The sequence below is a fragment of the Synergistales bacterium genome, from assembly GCA_021736445.1.
In the GTDB taxonomy this organism is placed as follows: domain Bacteria; phylum Synergistota; class Synergistia; order Synergistales; family Aminiphilaceae; genus JAIPGA01.
The window spans coordinates 1-15,980 of record JAIPGA010000054.1; the positions used below are offsets into that span (position 1 = coordinate 1).

20 protein-coding genes are annotated in these 15,980 nt (G+C 67.0%); all 20 read left to right on the forward strand.

Going from position 1 to position 15,980, the window contains the following annotated elements; translation table 11 throughout:
• Window positions 1-130 precede the first annotated feature (130 nt).
• Complete coding sequence (gene truA, locus K9L28_08355) at window positions 131-895, forward strand: tRNA pseudouridine(38-40) synthase TruA (protein ID MCF7936337.1); 765 nt, start codon at window positions 131-133, stop codon at window positions 893-895.
• 61 nt (window positions 896-956) lie between these two features.
• Window positions 957-2,138: a rod shape-determining protein gene (locus K9L28_08360; GenBank protein ID MCF7936338.1), complete on the forward strand. Its 1,182-nt coding sequence runs from the start codon at window positions 957-959 to the stop codon at window positions 2,136-2,138.
• A 12-nt stretch (window positions 2,139-2,150) separates the two neighbouring features.
• Window positions 2,151-2,939, forward strand: a complete 789-nt coding sequence (locus K9L28_08365; protein ID MCF7936339.1) for a flagellar hook-basal body protein — start codon at window positions 2,151-2,153, stop codon at window positions 2,937-2,939.
• A gap of 16 nt (window positions 2,940-2,955) precedes the next feature.
• Window positions 2,956-3,744 (forward strand): flagellar basal-body rod protein FlgG, encoded by a 789-nt coding sequence (gene flgG / locus K9L28_08370; protein MCF7936340.1) that lies wholly within the window; start codon window positions 2,956-2,958, stop codon window positions 3,742-3,744.
• A gap of 7 nt (window positions 3,745-3,751) precedes the next feature.
• Window positions 3,752-4,651 carry a flagellar basal body P-ring formation chaperone FlgA gene (gene flgA, locus K9L28_08375; GenBank protein ID MCF7936341.1) on the forward strand — a complete coding sequence of 300 codons (900 nt, stop codon included), beginning with the start codon at window positions 3,752-3,754 and terminating at the stop codon, window positions 4,649-4,651.
• A 4-nt stretch (window positions 4,652-4,655) separates the two neighbouring features.
• On the forward strand, window positions 4,656-5,225 hold the full coding sequence (locus tag K9L28_08380) for a flagellar basal body L-ring protein FlgH (GenBank protein ID MCF7936342.1): 570 nt from the start codon (window positions 4,656-4,658) through the stop codon (window positions 5,223-5,225).
• On the forward strand, window positions 5,225-6,343 hold the full coding sequence (locus tag K9L28_08385; protein ID MCF7936343.1) for a flagellar basal body P-ring protein FlgI: 1,119 nt from the start codon (window positions 5,225-5,227) through the stop codon (window positions 6,341-6,343). The genes K9L28_08380 and K9L28_08385 overlap by 1 nt, the downstream gene beginning before the upstream one ends.
• Complete coding sequence (locus tag K9L28_08390; protein ID MCF7936344.1) at window positions 6,343-6,675, forward strand: hypothetical protein; 333 nt, start codon at window positions 6,343-6,345, stop codon at window positions 6,673-6,675. The genes K9L28_08385 and K9L28_08390 overlap by 1 nt, the downstream gene beginning before the upstream one ends.
• Window positions 6,676-6,698: 23 nt before the next feature.
• Entirely contained in the window at window positions 6,699-7,130 is a 432-nt protein-coding gene (locus K9L28_08395; GenBank protein MCF7936345.1) for a YkgJ family cysteine cluster protein, read from the forward strand.
• A 180-nt stretch (window positions 7,131-7,310) separates the two neighbouring features.
• Window positions 7,311-8,672, forward strand: coding sequence for an L-lysine 6-transaminase (gene lat / locus K9L28_08400; GenBank protein MCF7936346.1), 1,362 nt, complete (start codon window positions 7,311-7,313; stop codon window positions 8,670-8,672).
• Window positions 8,673-8,803: 131 nt separating this feature from the next.
• Window positions 8,804-10,003, forward strand: coding sequence for a DUF3084 domain-containing protein (locus tag K9L28_08405; protein MCF7936347.1), 1,200 nt, complete (start codon window positions 8,804-8,806; stop codon window positions 10,001-10,003).
• A 66-nt stretch (window positions 10,004-10,069) separates the two neighbouring features.
• Complete coding sequence (locus K9L28_08410; protein MCF7936348.1) at window positions 10,070-10,297, forward strand: alcohol dehydrogenase; 228 nt, start codon at window positions 10,070-10,072, stop codon at window positions 10,295-10,297.
• Between the two features lie 3 nt (window positions 10,298-10,300).
• Complete coding sequence (locus K9L28_08415) at window positions 10,301-10,723, forward strand: GNAT family N-acetyltransferase (GenBank protein MCF7936349.1); 423 nt, start codon at window positions 10,301-10,303, stop codon at window positions 10,721-10,723.
• A 13-nt stretch (window positions 10,724-10,736) separates the two neighbouring features.
• Window positions 10,737-11,963: an ATP-binding protein gene (locus tag K9L28_08420; GenBank protein ID MCF7936350.1), complete on the forward strand. Its 1,227-nt coding sequence runs from the start codon at window positions 10,737-10,739 to the stop codon at window positions 11,961-11,963.
• 140 nt (window positions 11,964-12,103) lie between these two features.
• A complete protein-coding gene (gene metK / locus K9L28_08425; GenBank protein MCF7936351.1) occupies window positions 12,104-13,306 on the forward strand; it encodes a methionine adenosyltransferase in 1,203 nt (400 codons plus the stop codon).
• Window positions 13,307-13,319: 13 nt separating this feature from the next.
• Window positions 13,320-14,033, forward strand: coding sequence for a ComF family protein (locus K9L28_08430; GenBank protein ID MCF7936352.1), 714 nt, complete (start codon window positions 13,320-13,322; stop codon window positions 14,031-14,033).
• Window positions 14,026-14,463, forward strand: a complete 438-nt coding sequence (locus tag K9L28_08435) for a GntR family transcriptional regulator (GenBank protein ID MCF7936353.1) — start codon at window positions 14,026-14,028, stop codon at window positions 14,461-14,463. Before K9L28_08430 ends, K9L28_08435 begins: the two co-directional genes overlap by 8 nt.
• Before the next feature lie 88 nt (window positions 14,464-14,551).
• Complete coding sequence (gene flgM / locus K9L28_08440; GenBank protein ID MCF7936354.1) at window positions 14,552-14,836, forward strand: flagellar biosynthesis anti-sigma factor FlgM; 285 nt, start codon at window positions 14,552-14,554, stop codon at window positions 14,834-14,836.
• A 7-nt stretch (window positions 14,837-14,843) separates the two neighbouring features.
• Entirely contained in the window at window positions 14,844-15,287 is a 444-nt protein-coding gene (locus K9L28_08445; GenBank protein ID MCF7936355.1) for a flagellar protein FlgN, read from the forward strand.
• 16 nt (window positions 15,288-15,303) lie between these two features.
• Window positions 15,304-15,980 (forward strand): flagellar hook-associated protein FlgK (gene flgK, locus K9L28_08450; GenBank protein ID MCF7936356.1); only part of this gene is annotated, 677 nt, incomplete at its 3' end.

Here is a 15,980-nt window from a genome sequence, read left to right on the forward strand (position 1 = left end):
GCTGCTACCGCGGCGGAACCGGCCGGACACGCCTCAGACCGCTCCGGTGGCAGCGGCGGGACAGCCTGGCGCTCCTGGCGGTGGTCGTCGTCGCCACCGGTCTGACCGCAGGGGACCGGCTGTGGCCCTTCTGACCTACGCAGCCAGGATCGCCTACGAGGGGGGCGCCTTCAGCGGCTGGCAGCGGCAGCCCAACGCCCCCACCGTACAGGCCGCCGTGGAGAAGGCCCTGGCGCTTCTCTGCGGCGAGCCTGTTGCCGTCACCGCGGCGGGCCGTACCGACGCCGGGGTGCACGCCCGCAGCCAGGTCATCTCCTTTTCCACAACCAGGGAACGGGACAATGCCACGCTGCGGAAAGCCCTGGACGCCAATCTCCCCGATACGGTGGCCGTCATGGACCTCCGTCGCGCCCCTCCGGGATTCGACGCCAGGCGGGACGCCACCTGGCGGGAGTACCTCTACACCATCTGGACGGGGCATGCCCTCTACCCGCAGCTCCGCCCCTATGTGTGTCGCGAACCGCGTCCCGTCGACTGGAACCAGGTGCAGGCCGCCTGCGCCCTCACCGAGGGGACCCACGATTTCGGCGCCTTCTGCCGCCGGTCCGAGCGCCCCGAAAACAGCGTCCGGACCCTCTACCGGGTACGGATGCGGCGGCGGGGTCCGCTGGTCCGCCTGCGTTTCCGCGGGACCGCCTTTCTCACCAACATGGTGCGCATCCTCGCGGGCAGCTATCTGGAGGTGGGGCGGGGCAGGCGGTCGCTCCGGTGGTTCCGCGACCTCCTGGAGGGTGCACAGCGGGAACAGGCAGGCCCCACGGCGGGGGCCCATGGACTGGTCTTCTGGAATGTGGGCTATGCGCCGGACCCATTCCGGCCGGAAAGAGGGCAATGAGGAGTATCATAGCAGGGGGATCCGCCGACTGTCCGATCGCCCGCCGGGGTGCCTACCTGGTATGATAGGAACGAAGCGGAGCAGAACGCCTTCCGGGAGGCCTGGTTCGGCGGAAGAGCGCCCTTCGCCGGCGGACCAGGCCTCCCGCAGCGATAGACGGAAACCGGCGAAGTCAAAAAGGGGGTTGCCGTGCGTGTTTGGTAGAGATATTGGAATAGATCTGGGAACCGCCTCTGTGCTGATCTACGTCCGGGGCAGAGGTGTGGTGCTCCGGGAACCGTCGGTGGTCGCCATCGACCAGAACAGCGAACGCATCCTCGCCGTCGGCGAGGACGCCAAACGGATGCTCGGGCGGACGCCCGGGCACGTCACGGCGGTCCGTCCCCTTCAGGACGGCGTGATCGCCAACTACACCATGACCGAAACCATGCTCCGGCATTTCATCAAGAAGGTCACCTCCGGGATGGTCAAGTTCTTCCGCAACCGGGTGATGATCTGCGTCCCCTCGGGCGCCACCGATGTCGAACGGAGAGCCGTCCTGGAGGCCGCCGTAGAGGTGGGCTCCAGGGAGGCCTACCTCATCGAGGAGCCCATGGCCGCCGCCATCGGAGCGGGGCTGGAGGTAGGCGAACCCAACGGCAACATGGTGGTGGACGTCGGCGGCGGCACCACCGACGTGGCCGTCATCTCCCTGGGCGGGATCGTCCTCTCCCGGTCGCTCCGGGTGGGCGGCGACAAGCTCCACGAATCCATCACCCGCTATGTCCGCAAGAAGTTCAACCTCGCCATCGGCGACCAGACGGCGGAGGATCTGAAGATCGGCATCGGCACCTGCGCCATGGACCACGAGGAGACCAGGGTCAAGATGAAAGGCCGCGATCTCGTCCTGGGCCTCCCCCGGGAGGTGGAGATCTCCAGCCGCGACGTGGCCGAGGCGATCCAGGACAACGTCCAGACCATCGTGGAGGGAATCCGCAACGTCCTGGAGTTAACGCCTCCCGAGCTCTCTGCCGATATTATCGATAGAGGGATCGTGCTGACCGGCGGGGGTGCGCTCCTGCGCGGCCTTCCCGAGCTGGTGTCCGAGCAGACCGAGATCACCTGCTACGTGGCCGAGGACCCGCTGGACAGCGTGGTCCGGGGCACAGGCAAGGCGCTGGACGAGCTCAACAAGCTCCGGGACTCCGGCACGGTCCTCTCGGCGCTGAGCAAGCGTGTCCGCAGGAAGATCCACAGCCAATAAGGAGGAATCCCCGTGTTCCGAGGACTCTACGCCGGCGCGTCCGCCATGCTCGTGCAGCAATCCAGGGCGGATGTGACGGCCAACAACCTGGCCAACGTCGATACCGCCGGATTCCGGCGGCGGATACCGGTGAACAAGTCCTTCCCCGAGCTGCTGATGGAGCGCATCGAGAATCCGCCCTCCGACAGCTACCCGCCCAAACCGGAGCGGATGCGGATGACCGACCCCATCGGCACCGCCTCCTTCGCCAACGTACTCTCCGAGACGGTGATGACCACCGGAGCGGGCCCGCTGCACGTCACCCACAACCCGCTGGACGCCGCCATCAACGGCGAGGGCTACTTCGAGGTCAGCGACGGCGCCGGCAACACCTTCTACACCCGTTCGGGGCAGTTCACCCGTGACGGTGTGGGGCGGCTCGTCACCCACGACGGCCGGTTCCTCCAGGGACAGGGCGGCCGCATCGAGACAGGCAGCGCCGTGGATGTCTCCATCAACGACGGCGGCCAGGTGATCGCCGACGGCCAGGCGATCGATCAGCTGCGGGTGGTGCGCTTCGAGCAGCCCACCTACCTCCGCCAGGTGGGCGACTCGCTGCTCACCGAGACCGACGCCTCCGGCGCACCCCAGCCCCTGGGCCAGGTGAACCTCGTCGGCGGAGCGGTGGAGGAGTCCAATGTGAACGTCGTGCAGGAGATGGTCGGCATGATCGAGGCCAACCGGGCCTACGAGGCCGCCGCCAAGACCGTCACCATCCAGGACCAGAGCGCCGAGAAGCTCATCACGAGCTACGGCGCCTAGCAGGGAGGGAGAACAGATGATCCGATCGCTGTGGTCAGGCGCCACCGGCATGATCGCCCAGCAGACCAACCTCGACGTGATCTCCAACAACCTGGCCAACGTCAACACCACAGGCTACAAGAAGACCCGTGCCGATTTCGAGGACCTCCTCTACCAGATCGACCGCGAACCCGGCGCCCCCGTGGAGCCCTCCTCCATGGTGCCCACAGGCATCCAGGTCGGCCTGGGCACCAGAGTAGTGGGCACCAACCGCCTCATGAGCCCCGGCAACCAGAAGGTCACCGGCAACCAGCTGGACGTCTCCATCGAAGGCGACGGCTTCTTCCAGGTCCAGCTGCCCGACGGGGACATCGCCTACACCAGGGACGGCTCCTGGAGCATCGACGGCGAGGGCCAGATCGTCACCTCCAACGGCTACCTCCTCCAGCCGGGGATCACCGTCCCCGAGGAGGCCGAGGAGATCACCATCAGCGCCACCGGCGACGTCAGCGTTCTGCTGCCCGGTGATCCGGAGCCCCAGAACATCGGCCAGCTCGAGCTGGCCCGTTTCGTCAACCCCGGCGGGCTCAAGGCCATGGGCAAGAACCTGTTCATGGAGACCCCCGCCAGCGGCGAGCCCCTGGTGGCCGAGCCCGGACAGGAGGGGCTGGGCACCACGCTCCAGGGCGTTCTGGAGATGTCCAACGTGGAGGTGGTGGAGGAGATGGTCAACATGATCGTCGCCCAGCGCGCCTACGAGGCCAACTCCAAGACCATCCAGACCGCCGACGATCTGCTCCAGATGGCCAACAACCTGAGGAGGTAGCGGTACCATGCGCCGCAGAGGCGTGGGTTCCCGCCTCCTCTGCCGCATCGTCCTCATCGCCTTCATCCTCTCTCCCGCCGCTTCCGCCGCGGCCGCCCCGGAGCTCACCGTCTCCCTCCCCAGGCGCTTCACCGCCAGGGAGGGAGCGCTCTATCTCGGCGAGATCGCCCGGCTCTCCGGCCGCGCCGAGGCGGTCCACCGGGCCTCCCTCGCCCGGGTCACCCCGACGGACGGCGCCATCACCCGCAACGCCGTGATCGACGCCCTGGTGCGGCGGGGGCTCGGCGGATACACCGTCTCGCTGGCCATGCCCGAACAGGTGACAGTGCGGCCCGAACCGCGGGTCGCCCGGGATGTCCGGGCCCTCTCCCGCTGGGCCTGGGGGCTCGATGTCCACACCGACGCCCCGGAGCCCCAGGGCCGACTCACCGGCCCCAGGAGCATCACCCCCGGCACGACCGCAACAGTCCTCCGGTACGACCACGACGGCTACCAGCAGGTCGTTCCCGTCACCATCCGATGGACCCAGCCTGCGCCGGTAGCCTTGCGGCGGCTCGACAGAGGGGATATCATCACAGGTGGAGACGTGGCGCTGCGCTTCGTGCTGCGCAGCGGCCTGGACCGTCCCGCCGGGATGCAGGAGGTGGTGGGCTCCAGAGCCGCCACCTATATCGAGAAAGGCGACGTGATCTATGACGGCCACATCGAGCCCGTCCCCGCCGTCCGGCGGGGCGAGGCGGTGCGTATCCGCGCCCGCTTCGGCTCCCTGGTCGTCGAAGCGCGGGGGGAATCCCTGCAGACCGCGACCCTGGGGGAGCGCGTGCGCGTCAAAAACCTCGCCAGCCGGGAGGTTCTGGACGGCACGGTGGTCGCCCCGGGCGTGGTGTTGGTGGAAGAAAGGGAGTGATCCCATGTTGCGAAAGACGGTAGCGCTGGCGCTCTTTCTGCTGCTCTGCGCCGTGCCGGCAGGCGCCCAGTCGCTCTGGGAGGACGGGTCCAGCCTCTACAGCGACCCCAAACCCGATCAGGTGGGCGACATCGTCACCGTGGTGGTTGAGGAGGAGACCTCCACCGAGGACGAGGCCGTCACCGAGCTGGACAAGCAGCACAACACGCAGGTCAGCGACGGCACCGGCATCCTGGACTTCATCAAGGAGCTCGGCGTCGCCGCCGGCATCACCACCCAGAACGAAGGGACCACCGAGCGGACCCACAGCATCGAGACCACCATCTCCTGCCTGGTCACCGAGGTGCTGCCCAACGGCAACCTGGTGATCGAGGGGATCCGAGACCTGCAGACCCACGAGGAGACCCTGAAGCTCCGCTTCCGGGGCGTGGTGCGGCCCCGGGACATCAACACCGACAACCAGGTGCAGAGCATCCGGGTGGCCAACGCCGAGCTCAGCGTGGACGGCAGGGGCTCCATCAGCAACGCCCAGAAACCCGGCCTGATCTCGCAGATCCTGGGGGTGCTCTTCTGATGGCGCACCGGAACCCCTCACTGCGGTGGATCCTTGCGGTCTGTGCGCTGCTGCTTGCCTTCGGCCTCCAGGCCGGCGCCGCCGACCATCCCGAGGTGCGCGTCAAGGACGTGGCCGACGTCCAGGGCGTGCGCTCCAACCAGCTCTCCGGCATGGGGCTCGTCGTCGGGCTCCAGGGCACCGGCGACGGCGGCGACATGGCGCCGCAGATGCTGCGCAACATGGCCGAACGCTTCGGCGTCGGCGTCCCGCAGGACGCCATCGAGAGCGGGAACGCCGCAGTGGTCATGGTGACCGCCAAGCTGGGGCCCTTCGTCCGGCAGGGACAGAACATCGACGTGCAGGTCAGCGCCATGGGCGACGCCGAGAGCCTCGAAGGCGGCGTGCTGCTGCAGACCCCGCTGAAGGCGGCCAACGGCAATATCTACGCCGTCGCCCAGGGGGCCATCTCCATCGGCGGCTTCTCCGCCGGCGGCCAGGCCGCCACGGTGACCCAGAACATCACCACCGTCGGGCGCGTCCCCGGCGGGGCCATCGTGGAGCGGGACGTGCCCAGCTCCTTCCACCGCAACGGCCAGATGGCCCTCCTGCTGCGGCAGCCCGACTTCACCACCGCCCAGCGGCTCGCACAGGCCATCAACAACCGCTTCGGCGACGTGGCCTACCCCGAAGACGCCAGCAGGGTGCGGGTGGCCATGCCGGCCGACTACACCGGAAGCCCCACCTCCTTTGTGGCCGATCTGGAACGCCTCCGCATCACCCCCGACGTGGCCGCCAGGGTGGTGGTCAACGAACGCACCGGCACCGTCGTCATGGGCGGCGACGTGCGGATCAGCGAGGTCGCCGTGGCCCACGGCAACCTCACCGTCCGGGTGGAGGAGGAGCCCGAGGTCTCCCAGCCCCAGCCCTTCGGCCAGGGGCAGACCGAAACCGTGCCGAGGACGGACGTCCAGGCCGAGGAAGAGCAGGCCCAGCTGCTGGCGCTGCCCGCCTCCAGCAGTGTCAAGGACCTGGTGGACGCCCTCAACAGCGTCGGCGCCACCCCCCGGGACATCATCTCCATCCTGCAGGCCATCAAGCAGGCCGGGGCGCTGCACGGCACACTGGAGATCATGTGATGGCCGGCGTTCAGGGCGGCGGCTCCCTCCCGCCGGAATTCCTGGTCTCCTCATCCCGACTGAGCCAGGGGGGTACAGAGGACAGCCGGGCGCTGAAGAAAGCCTGCCAGGAGTTCGAAGGGATCCTCCTGGCCATGCTCTGGAAGGACATGTACCAGCAGGCCGAGAGCCTCGGCGGCGAGGAGGAGCGCGGCCCCTTCGCCCCGCTGGAGGAGACCTCCATGGAGATGGCCGCCCACTCCCTGAGCCGGAAGGGCGGCGTGGGCCTCTGGAAGGTCCTCTACGACCAGCTGCAGAAGGGCATCCCCGAAACAGAGGGGGACGGCTCGTGACGGGCAGCCCTGCAGACAGCCCGGTGTCGCCGGAAAATCAACTCTGGTGGCACCGGGGTTTATTTTTCGGCTGTATCGGCTGCGGCCGCTGCTGCCGGGGCGCCCCCGGCGCCGTCTGGCTGACCCCGGAGGAGGAGCGGCGGATCGCCGACTTCCTGGGGATCGCCCCCCGCGCCTTCGCCAGGCGCTACATGCGCACCGCCCTGGGGCGCCCCAGCCTCCGGGAGCGCCGCAACGGCGACTGCATCTTCTACGACCCTCACCGCGCCGGCTGTGCCGTCTATCCCGTGCGGCCGCTGCAGTGCGCCCTCTTTCCCTTCTGGCCCTCGGTGCTCGAAAGCCCCGAAACCTGGGCACACCACGCCGCCGACTGCCCCGGCATGAACGACGGCGCCTTCCACAGCGCGGCGGCCATCCGGGCGGCCCTCCGAAGGGCGCCTTTTTCCGACCTCTAGCCGAAACAGAAGATTTCTTTCATTTCCTGTTGCCAATCGCGGAATTGTACGGTAAAGTTTGGCTATTGGTACTTGCAGGATCCACCCGGTATCCCCTACAATGTGAACCATGTTTGCCTTACGGTATAGTGACCAACGGCACGACAGGTGCCGAAACTGTAGAAGGAGGCAGGATCTATTATGGCGGATTTCAGCTTCAGCGTAGCCCCGGACGAGGTGTTCTCCACAATCGAGCACAATATGCTCAGGGACGGCTTCGATATTGTCATCGACATGGAGAAGTCGAAGGGCAGCCACATCGTCAACAAGATCAACGGTGACGAATGGCTGGACTTCTACACCTTCTTCGCGTCCTCTCCCTTCGGCATGAACCACGAGAAGCTCGCCAACGACGAGTTCAAGGAGAAGATCTTCCGGGCGGCTATCAACAAGGTGGCCAACTCCGACGTCTACACCCAGGAGATGGCCGAGTTCGTCAAGACCTTCAGCGAGGTCGCCATGCCCAAGGGGATGGAGCACCTCTTCCTGATCGACTACGGCACCCTGGCCGTGGAGAACACCTACAAGATCGCCATGGACTGGAAGGTCCGCAAGCTGCTTTCCCAGGGCAAGGTCACCAAGGGCGAAGCCAGAGCGGGAACCAGGGGCACCAAGATCATCCACTTCAACGAGGCCTTCCACGGCCGTTCCGGCTATACCCTCACCGTCACCAACACCCACGACCCCAACAAGACCCAGTACTTCGCCAAGTTCCCCGACTGGCCCAGGGTCATCAACCCCAAGATCACCTGGCCCATGGAGGACAACCTGGATAACATCAAATGGCTGGAGCATGTCTCCCTCAAGCAGATCCGCGACGCCATCGAGATGGACCCCGACGACATCTGCGCCCTGGTCATCGAGACCATCCAGGGCGAAGGCGGCGACAACCAGTTCCGCACCGAGTTCTTCAAGGAACTCCGCAAGATCTGCGACGAGTTCGATGTCCTTCTCATCCTCGACGAGGTCCAGTGCGGCATGGGCATCACCGGCAAGATGTGGGCCTTCGAGCACCACGACATCCAGCCCGACGTCTTCGCCTTCGGCAAGAAGGCCCAGATCTGTGGCTGCGTCGCCGGCCCCCGCGTGGAGTGCGTCGACGAGAACTGCTTCGTCACCCCCAGCCGCATCAACTCCACCTGGGGCGGCAACCTCGTGGACATGGTCCGCGGCACCCGCTACCTGGAGGTCATGCGCGACGAGAACATCCTGGACTACGTGGGGAACGAAGCCGGTCCGCACCTCCTCAAGGGCCTCCACGAACTCAAGAAGGAATTCCCCAACCTCATCTCCAACGTCCGGGGCAAGGGCCTCATGTGCGCCTTCGACTTCCCCAACACCGAGCTGCGCGACAGGTTCCTCAAGGCCTGCCACGCCCGCAAGATGCTCATCCTCCCCTGCGGCAGCGTCACCATGCGTTTCCGCCCCGCCCTCAACGTGCCGCTGAAAGACATCGACAAGGGCATGGAGGTCGCCCGGGACGTCCTGAAGAGCGAATTCTAACATCCCTCGCAGGCAAAACAGACAGACCAGCCGGAGGCGTCTTCGGACGCTTCCGGTTTTTTCGTATCCACCGGGCCGGAAGGCCCGCCGAAAACGCGGGAATGTGGTAAGGTAACGGCGGGAGGGAAGCCATGTCCGTACTCGCAGAGGTCAACTGGACACTCATCTTCATCCTGATTCTGATCAGCGCCGCCGTCGCCTATGTGGGCGACTTTCTGGGCATGCGCATCGGCCGCAGGCGGATCTCGCTCTTCGGCATGCGCCCCAAGCACACCACATCCTTCGTCACCGTTGTCACCGGCGTGCTCATCACCCTGGTCACCCTCTCCGTGCTGGCCTCCACATCGGAGACCGTACGCACGGCGCTCTTCAAGCTGCGCATGGTGCAGCGGCAGATCGACCAGCTCAGCTACCAGCTCGACGAGAGCCGGGAGCGACTGAGCGAGATGGAAGGCCGCCTCAACGAGAGCCTCGAAGAGCTCGCCGCCAAGCGCACCGAGCTCCGGCAGGTGGAAGAGCGGCTGGCCGCGAAGGAGCAGGAGCTGGAGGAACTCCGGGCCCAGAACCAGGAGGTCCGCAGCCAGGCCCGGCTCGCCGAAGCGCGGCGCTCCGTCCTGGAGGAGGAGCTGGACCGCCTGGCCAAGGTGCGCGAATCCCTGCAGGAATCCATCACCGCCCTGCAGCGCGGCCTGGAGCAGGTCCGGGAGGGACGGATCGTCGCCATGGCCGGCGAGGTGCTCGCCCAGATCGTGGTGACCCCCCAGGAGAGCTACGCCCCCGATGCGCTCATGCAGGCCCTCACCCAGCGCGCCTCCTACGCCGTGGCCCAACGGATACAGGCGGCCCCCGAGGAGACGGAGATCCAGCCCGTCCCCGGCACGGAGGAGGCCCTGGAGCAGGCCCTGGACAAAGCCGGGGAGCAGCGGATGGTCCTGCGCTTTGTGGCCGCCGGCAACGCCGTCTACAAAGAGGAGGTGGTCTGCGGTCTGGCCGCCTTCGAAAGCAAACGCATCTACCCCGACGGCGTCGTCCTCGCCGAGGAGCGGATGCCCGGCGGTCTCGCCCAGCCCGAGGCCGAACGGCGGCTCCACATGCTGCTGCGCCGCGTCAACAAGAAGGCCACCGACGACGGCATCCTGCGCGACCCCCTGCGCGGCACCGTGGGCAACCTGGGCGCCGTGGAGTTCTTCGACGCCGTGGACCGCATCGCCGACGCCGGTACCCCCGTCCACGTCCGGGTGGTCACCACCGACGATATCTACACCGAGGGGCCGGTGCGCATCAGCATCGAGATCGACGGGATCCCCCGGGAGACCGACAAAGGTGTATAATACAGTCCGGAGCCGGTGCGCAACCGGTTCCACTTCATTCCAATCACAAAAAGGAGGCAAATACAGATGATCATCGCTTCCTGTCAGGTCTGCGGCGAGGTCAAGGTGCTGGCCGGCGAGCCCGACACCGACGGCATCGCACGCACCACCTGGATATGCCCGCGCTGCGGCACGGGGCAGGTCATGCAGCTGCAGGTCAGCACCGACGCCCGGGGCGGCGATCTGCGCAAGATCTGCGGCGGCATGTCGGTGAGCAAGGATGGGGAGTACATCTCCGTCGGCAACACGGGGTAGGCCGTGCCCACCAGCGACTACAACTTCTACGACAGCAAGTACGCCGTCAGGCCCGAGGACATCCAGCGGCTCTACCGCTTCACCCACTGGGGGCGCAGCCGTTCGCCCGACGCGATCCGCACCATGCTCGACAACAGCAGCCTCTGCTTCTCCGTCCACCACCGGCGGACGGTGGTCGCCTTCTGCCGCCTCATCACCGACTTCGTCTTCCGCGCCTCCCTCTGGGACATCCTGGTCCACCCCGACCACCAGGGCAAAGGCCTGGGCACGGCGCTGATCGACTATGCCCTGGAGCATCCCGCGGTCCGCGACATCCCCCTGATCATCACCTACACCGGCGACCTCTCGCCCTTCCTCGCCCGGCAGGGCTTCGAGAGCACCGAAGGCGCCATGATGCTCCTCCGCCGACCCATCGAGTACTCCTGATCCAGCGAAAGAGGTGAGGCCGATCGTCAAGGAATACTCCCCCTTCACGCCGGGCATCCCCGTTCCGCCGGAGCATTTCGTCGGACGGCAGGAGGAGACCCGCCGGATCGCCCGTACCGCCCAGCGCGCCCTGGCCGCAGGGAGCGTGGAGCGCATCTTCGTGGAAGGCCCGCGCGGAATGGGCAAGAGCTCCCTCTGCACCTTCGCCGCCACGGCGGTGGAGAAGGACAACGACATCCTGGTGGTGCGCGTCTCCCTGGGCGGCGTGCGGACCCTCCGGGGGCTGGTCCAGCGGCTTTTCAACGGCCTGGTCCGGATCCCCAGCGGGAACCGGTGGTTCACACCCATCCGCAGGCTCTTCCGGCAGCATATCGAGAAGGCCGACATCTTCGGCGTCACCGTCAACTTCAAGGCCACCGGGCAGGATCTGGACGCCGCCGTCAACGACTTCCCCGGTGCGCTGCGCGGTCTCATGGAACGGCTGGAGCCCTACAGCCCCGGGGGGCTGCTCTTTGTGCTGGACGACATCAACGGCATCGCCGACTCCTGGGAGTTCGCCAACTGGTTCAAGAGCACCGTAGACGGCCTGGCCCAGGCCCCGGCGGAGGAGCGGGTGGCCGTCACCTTTCTGCTGGTGGGGATCGCCGAACGCCGCCTGAGCATGGTCCGCCATCAGCCGTCGCTGGACCGGATGTTCGACATCCTCCGCGTGGGCACCCTCGCCGCCGAAGACGTGCGCCGTTTCTACCGCCGTGCCTTCGCCTCCGCCGGCGTCACGCTGGACGACGAGGCCCTTGCGTGCATGGAGCGCTTCTCCCAGGGATATCCCGTTTTCCTCCACGAGATCGGCGACGCCGTTTTCAACGAGGACGACGACGAGCATATCTCCCGGCAGGACGCCATGAACGGCGTGCTCTCCGCCACCAGGATCATCGGCGACAAGTACATCGCTCCAGGCGTACTGGAGGCCATCAGCAGCAGGCGCTACCGGGGGATTCTGGGCAAGCTCGGCGGCTACTGGCAGGAGGAGGGCGCCTTCGGCGAGATCCGCCGTGCTCCCTTCAAGGAGCGCCTCTCCGCACAGGAGACCGGCGTGCTGGACAACTTCCTGCGCAAGATGGTGGAACTCGGCGTCCTGGTCCACAGCGGCGGCCGGCGCTCCGGCACCTATCATTTCGTGAACATCCTCTACGCCCTCTATTTCGGGCTGCTGTGGGAGACCGACGAACCTGACTCCTGATTGGTATTTGCTGTACGGCAATGCCGTATTGACACCGGCGGCCGCTGCGGCTATAACGTACCCATGCGAACGTACAGTCGCGACGATGCCCCGGCGGGGCGGCCGGGGCATTCCCGCGACCGACACTAGGAGGTGCGCCCATGGCAGAACAGTTTCTGATCACATCCGAATCCGTCACCGAAGGACACCCGGACAAGCTTGCCGACCAGATCTCCGATGGAGTGCTCGACGCCATCCTCGCCGAGGACCCCATGGGACGCGTCGCCTGCGAGACCACCGTCACCACCGGCCTGGTTCTCGTGGCCGGCGAGATCACCACATCCTGCTACGTGGACATCCCGCGGCTGGCCCGGTGGGTCATCAAGGACATCGGCTACACCCGCGCCAAGTACGGCTTCGACGGCGAGACCTGCGCCGTCCTCTCGGCCATCGACGAGCAGTCCTCCGACATCGCCCAGGGCGTGGACAGGGCCCTGGAGGTGCGGGAGTCCCAGATGACCGACGACCAGATCGACAACATCGGCGCCGGCGACCAGGGCATGATGGTGGGCTACGCCTGCGACGAGACCGAGGAGTACCTCCCCATGCCCATCGCCCTGGCCCACCGCCTCTCCCGAAGGCTCTCCCAGGTCCGCAAGGACGAGATCCTCCCCTACGTCCGTCCCGACGGCAAGACCCAGGTCACCCTGGAGTACGAAAACGGCACCGCCCTCCGGGCCGACACCATCGTGGTCTCCACCCAGCACCACCAGGATGTGGAGCCCAGGACCCTGGAGCGGGACATCATCGAGCAGGTGGTCAGGCCCATCGTCCCCGAACACCTCCTCACCGGCAGGACACGCTACCTGGTGAACCCCACAGGACGGTTCGTCATGGGCGGCCCCATGGCCGACACCGGCCTCACCGGACGGAAGATCATGGTGGACACCTACGGCGGTCTGGTGCCCCACGGCGGCGGCTGCTTCTCCGGCAAGGACCCCACCAAGGTCGACCGCTCCGCCGCCTACATGGCCCGCTACGCCGCCAAGAACATCGTCGCCGCCGGACTGGCCGCAAAGTGCCAGATCCAGGTGGCCTACGCCATCGGCGTGGCCCATCCCGTCTCCATCATGGTGGAGGCCTTCGGCACCGGCAAGCTGCCCAACCACCAGCTCACTGCCCTGGTGCGGGAGCACTTCGACTTCCGGCCCGCCGCCGTCATCCGGGACCTCAAGCTGCGGGCGCCGCAGTACCGCCGCCTCGCCGCCTACGGCCACATCGGCCGGGTGGACCTGGACCCCCTGCCGGTCTGGGAGAAGACCGACAAGGCCGAGGCCCTGGCCACCGCGGCGGAGCGCCTCTGAGGGAGCACCGCCGATGAAGGGCGGCACAGCGCGCGGGAGGCCCGGGGCCCTGCCCCTCCTCCCGCGTCTGCTCGCCCACATCCTCTGGCCCGACCACTGCCCCGTCTGCAGGCGGATCGGCGTCCCCGCCTGCGAGGCCTGCCTCGTCGGCCTCCTGCGGGACACCCCGGTCTGCTGCCTCTGCGGCCGTCCCTGGCCCTGCAGCTGCAACGCGCGCAGCCTCCCCCTCCACAGCGGCGCGGAACACCAGGGGCTGCCCCGGGAGCTCGTCCACCGCCTCAAGTACGGCGGAAGGCGGAGCCTCGCCCGCCCCATGGGACGCGCCCTCGCCCAGGTCCTGCCCCGGCCCCGCACCCCAGCCTGCCTCGTCCCCGTGCCGCTCCACGCCACAGGCAAACGCCGATTCAACCAGTCAGCCCTCATCGCCCGCGGCCTCGCCGACACCTGGGGCCTGCCGGTGCGGCATCCCCTGCGGTGGACGGATACCCGGCCGCCCCAGGTCGGCCGTACCGGCCCGGAACGGCGGGAGCTCCCACCGGAGGCCATGACCGCCGATACTACACCAGGTACCGCAGAGGCGTGTATAATAGTAGACGACGTGGCGACCACCCGCGCCACCCTCCGGGCAGCCGCCGGCGCCCTGTGGAGAGCGCGCCGCGACGTGGCCGCCGCGGTCACATGGACCCGATCCGGAACACCGAGCGAGGGAGGAACGAGCGATGGATAACCCCAATATGAATCTGCGGCGGTGCTACTTCTGCGGCAAGGCCTTCGTGAGCCCCAGCCGGACCATGGTCTGTCCCGACTGCCGGGAGAAACTGGAACAGCTCTACTTCCAGGTGCGCGACCTCCTGCGGGATTCCCCGGGGACACCGCCCACGGTGCGCGGCATCGCCGAGGAACTCGGCGTGGACGAGCGGATGGTCCAGCTTCTGGTGGACGAAGGGTGGATCCAGCGCAACATCGACGACAGCACCCACTGTTCCCTCTGCGGCAAGCCGATCAAAAACGGCCGGCTCTGCGAGGACTGCGCCCGCAAGATGGACTACACCAAAAGCGGAGGCGACCGCAACCGCAACCCCAGAAACCCCTTCGGCGGCGCCAGGAGCTCCCTCCATGCCTCCGATCGCTACCGCCGCGACCGGCGGCACCGGTAGAGATCGGCCCCGGGAGCGTCATTCCCTGCTAAAGCCCTCCCCGGGCCGTTCCGATACATGCAGTGAGAACGAAAACGGGGTGATGCACGTGATCGATAGAATCCATGGAATCCCTGGCATCCAGAACATCCGCAAGAGCGCCGGCAAACAGCAGAAACCCGCCCAGAGCGGACAGAAGGACGGCGTGGAGTTCAGCTCCTTCGCCAGGGAGCTGGGCAAGGCCGCCCAGGAGCTCAGGAAGGTCCCCGAGGTCCGCACCGAGAAGGTGGAGGCCCTCCAGCGGCAGATCAACAGCGGCACCTACCGCCCCGACACCGAGCTGATCGCCCGGCGCATGCTCCAGGCAGGCCTCCGCAACGCAGGCGAGGAGTAAACCCCCGATGACGGCCAGCCTGAGCCGCATCCTGGAGGAGCAGGCCGGCGCACTGGAAGAGATGTGGGGAGTGGTGGTGGAGCAGCGGGAGGCGCTCAAGGCGGGGCGTCTCTCTTCGTTACAGGAGCTCCAGCAGCGGCTCCAGAAACACTCCTTCCGGGCCCGCACCCTCGAAGCCGAACGGGAGAAGCAGACCAACCTCCTCGCCGCCCGGCGGGGCTGCGAACCCACCGTGTCGGCCATCGCCGAAACCGAAGGGGGCGAAGCGGCCCGGGAGCTCAGGGAGCGCGCCGACCGCCTCTCCATCGCCGTGCGCAAGCTCCAGTCGGAGATGCAGATCCTCAAGAACCTCATCGAGGAGAGCGCCGCCCTCCATCAGGTGATGATCGACGAGTGGCGCCGCGTGGAGCGGGCCGCCGCCTTCCGCGGCGGCATGGATTTCCGCGGATAAGAGAGGAGAGCCTCCCATGATCAACAGCTTCTTCGGACTCGAGATGGGCAAGCGTGCCCTCAGCTACTTCCGCCAGGGCATGGACACGGCGGGCCACAACATCGCCAACGCCGACGTGGAAGGCTACTCCCGGCAGCGCGTGGAGGCCTCGTCCACCACACCCTTCACCGAACCCGGCCTCGCCCGGCCCGCCATCCCCGGCCAGATCGGCACCGGCGTCAAGATGGACGCCATCACCCATATCCGCAGCGAGTTCCTGGACAAGCAGTACCAGGAGGAGACCACCCTCCAGGGCTACTGGAACCGCATGGAAGAGGCCGTCGATCAGGTGGAGATGTTTGTCCAGGAGCCCAACGGCGAGGGCTTCAAGATCGCCATGGATAACTACTGGAGCGCCCTGCAGGAGCTCCAGAAACGCCCCGACGACAGCTCCACCAGGGTGAACCTGGTGGAGACCACCAAGAACATGACCACCTTCCTGGACCAGCTGATCACCAACTACGACCAGTACCGCACCTCCCTCAACGAGGACCTGAAGCTCAAGGTGCAGGAGGCCAACGACCTCATCGACCAGATCGCCTCGCTGAACACCACCATCGCCGAGATCGAAGGCCTCGGCCAGAACGCCAACGACCTGGTGGACCAGCGCATCCTGAAGGTGGAGAAGCTCTCGGAGCTCATCGACTGCAAGCC

Excerpts from the sequence above, each read along its gene's own strand:
- K9L28_08430 (MCF7936352.1), top strand. The coding sequence starts at position 13,320 with ATGAAGGGCGGCACAGCGCGCGGGAGGCCCGGGGCCCTGCCCCTCCTC.
- K9L28_08405 (MCF7936347.1), top strand. The coding sequence starts at position 8,804 with ATGTCCGTACTCGCAGAGGTCAACTGGACACTCATCTTCATCCTGATT.
- flgG (MCF7936340.1), top strand. The coding sequence starts at position 2,956 with ATGATCCGATCGCTGTGGTCAGGCGCCACCGGCATGATCGCCCAGCAG.
- K9L28_08390 (MCF7936344.1), top strand. The coding sequence starts at position 6,343 with ATGGCCGGCGTTCAGGGCGGCGGCTCCCTCCCGCCGGAATTCCTGGTC.
- flgA (MCF7936341.1), top strand. The coding sequence starts at position 3,752 with ATGCGCCGCAGAGGCGTGGGTTCCCGCCTCCTCTGCCGCATCGTCCTC.
- lat (MCF7936346.1), top strand. The coding sequence starts at position 7,311 with ATGGCGGATTTCAGCTTCAGCGTAGCCCCGGACGAGGTGTTCTCCACA.
- K9L28_08380 (MCF7936342.1), top strand. The coding sequence starts at position 4,656 with ATGTTGCGAAAGACGGTAGCGCTGGCGCTCTTTCTGCTGCTCTGCGCC.
- K9L28_08360 (MCF7936338.1), top strand. The coding sequence starts at position 957 with ATGATAGGAACGAAGCGGAGCAGAACGCCTTCCGGGAGGCCTGGTTCG.
- K9L28_08410 (MCF7936348.1), top strand. The coding sequence starts at position 10,070 with ATGATCATCGCTTCCTGTCAGGTCTGCGGCGAGGTCAAGGTGCTGGCC.
- metK (MCF7936351.1), top strand. The coding sequence starts at position 12,104 with ATGGCAGAACAGTTTCTGATCACATCCGAATCCGTCACCGAAGGACAC.
- K9L28_08435 (MCF7936353.1), top strand. The coding sequence starts at position 14,026 with ATGGATAACCCCAATATGAATCTGCGGCGGTGCTACTTCTGCGGCAAG.
- K9L28_08445 (MCF7936355.1), top strand. The coding sequence starts at position 14,844 with ATGACGGCCAGCCTGAGCCGCATCCTGGAGGAGCAGGCCGGCGCACTG.
- K9L28_08385 (MCF7936343.1), top strand. The coding sequence starts at position 5,225 with ATGGCGCACCGGAACCCCTCACTGCGGTGGATCCTTGCGGTCTGTGCG.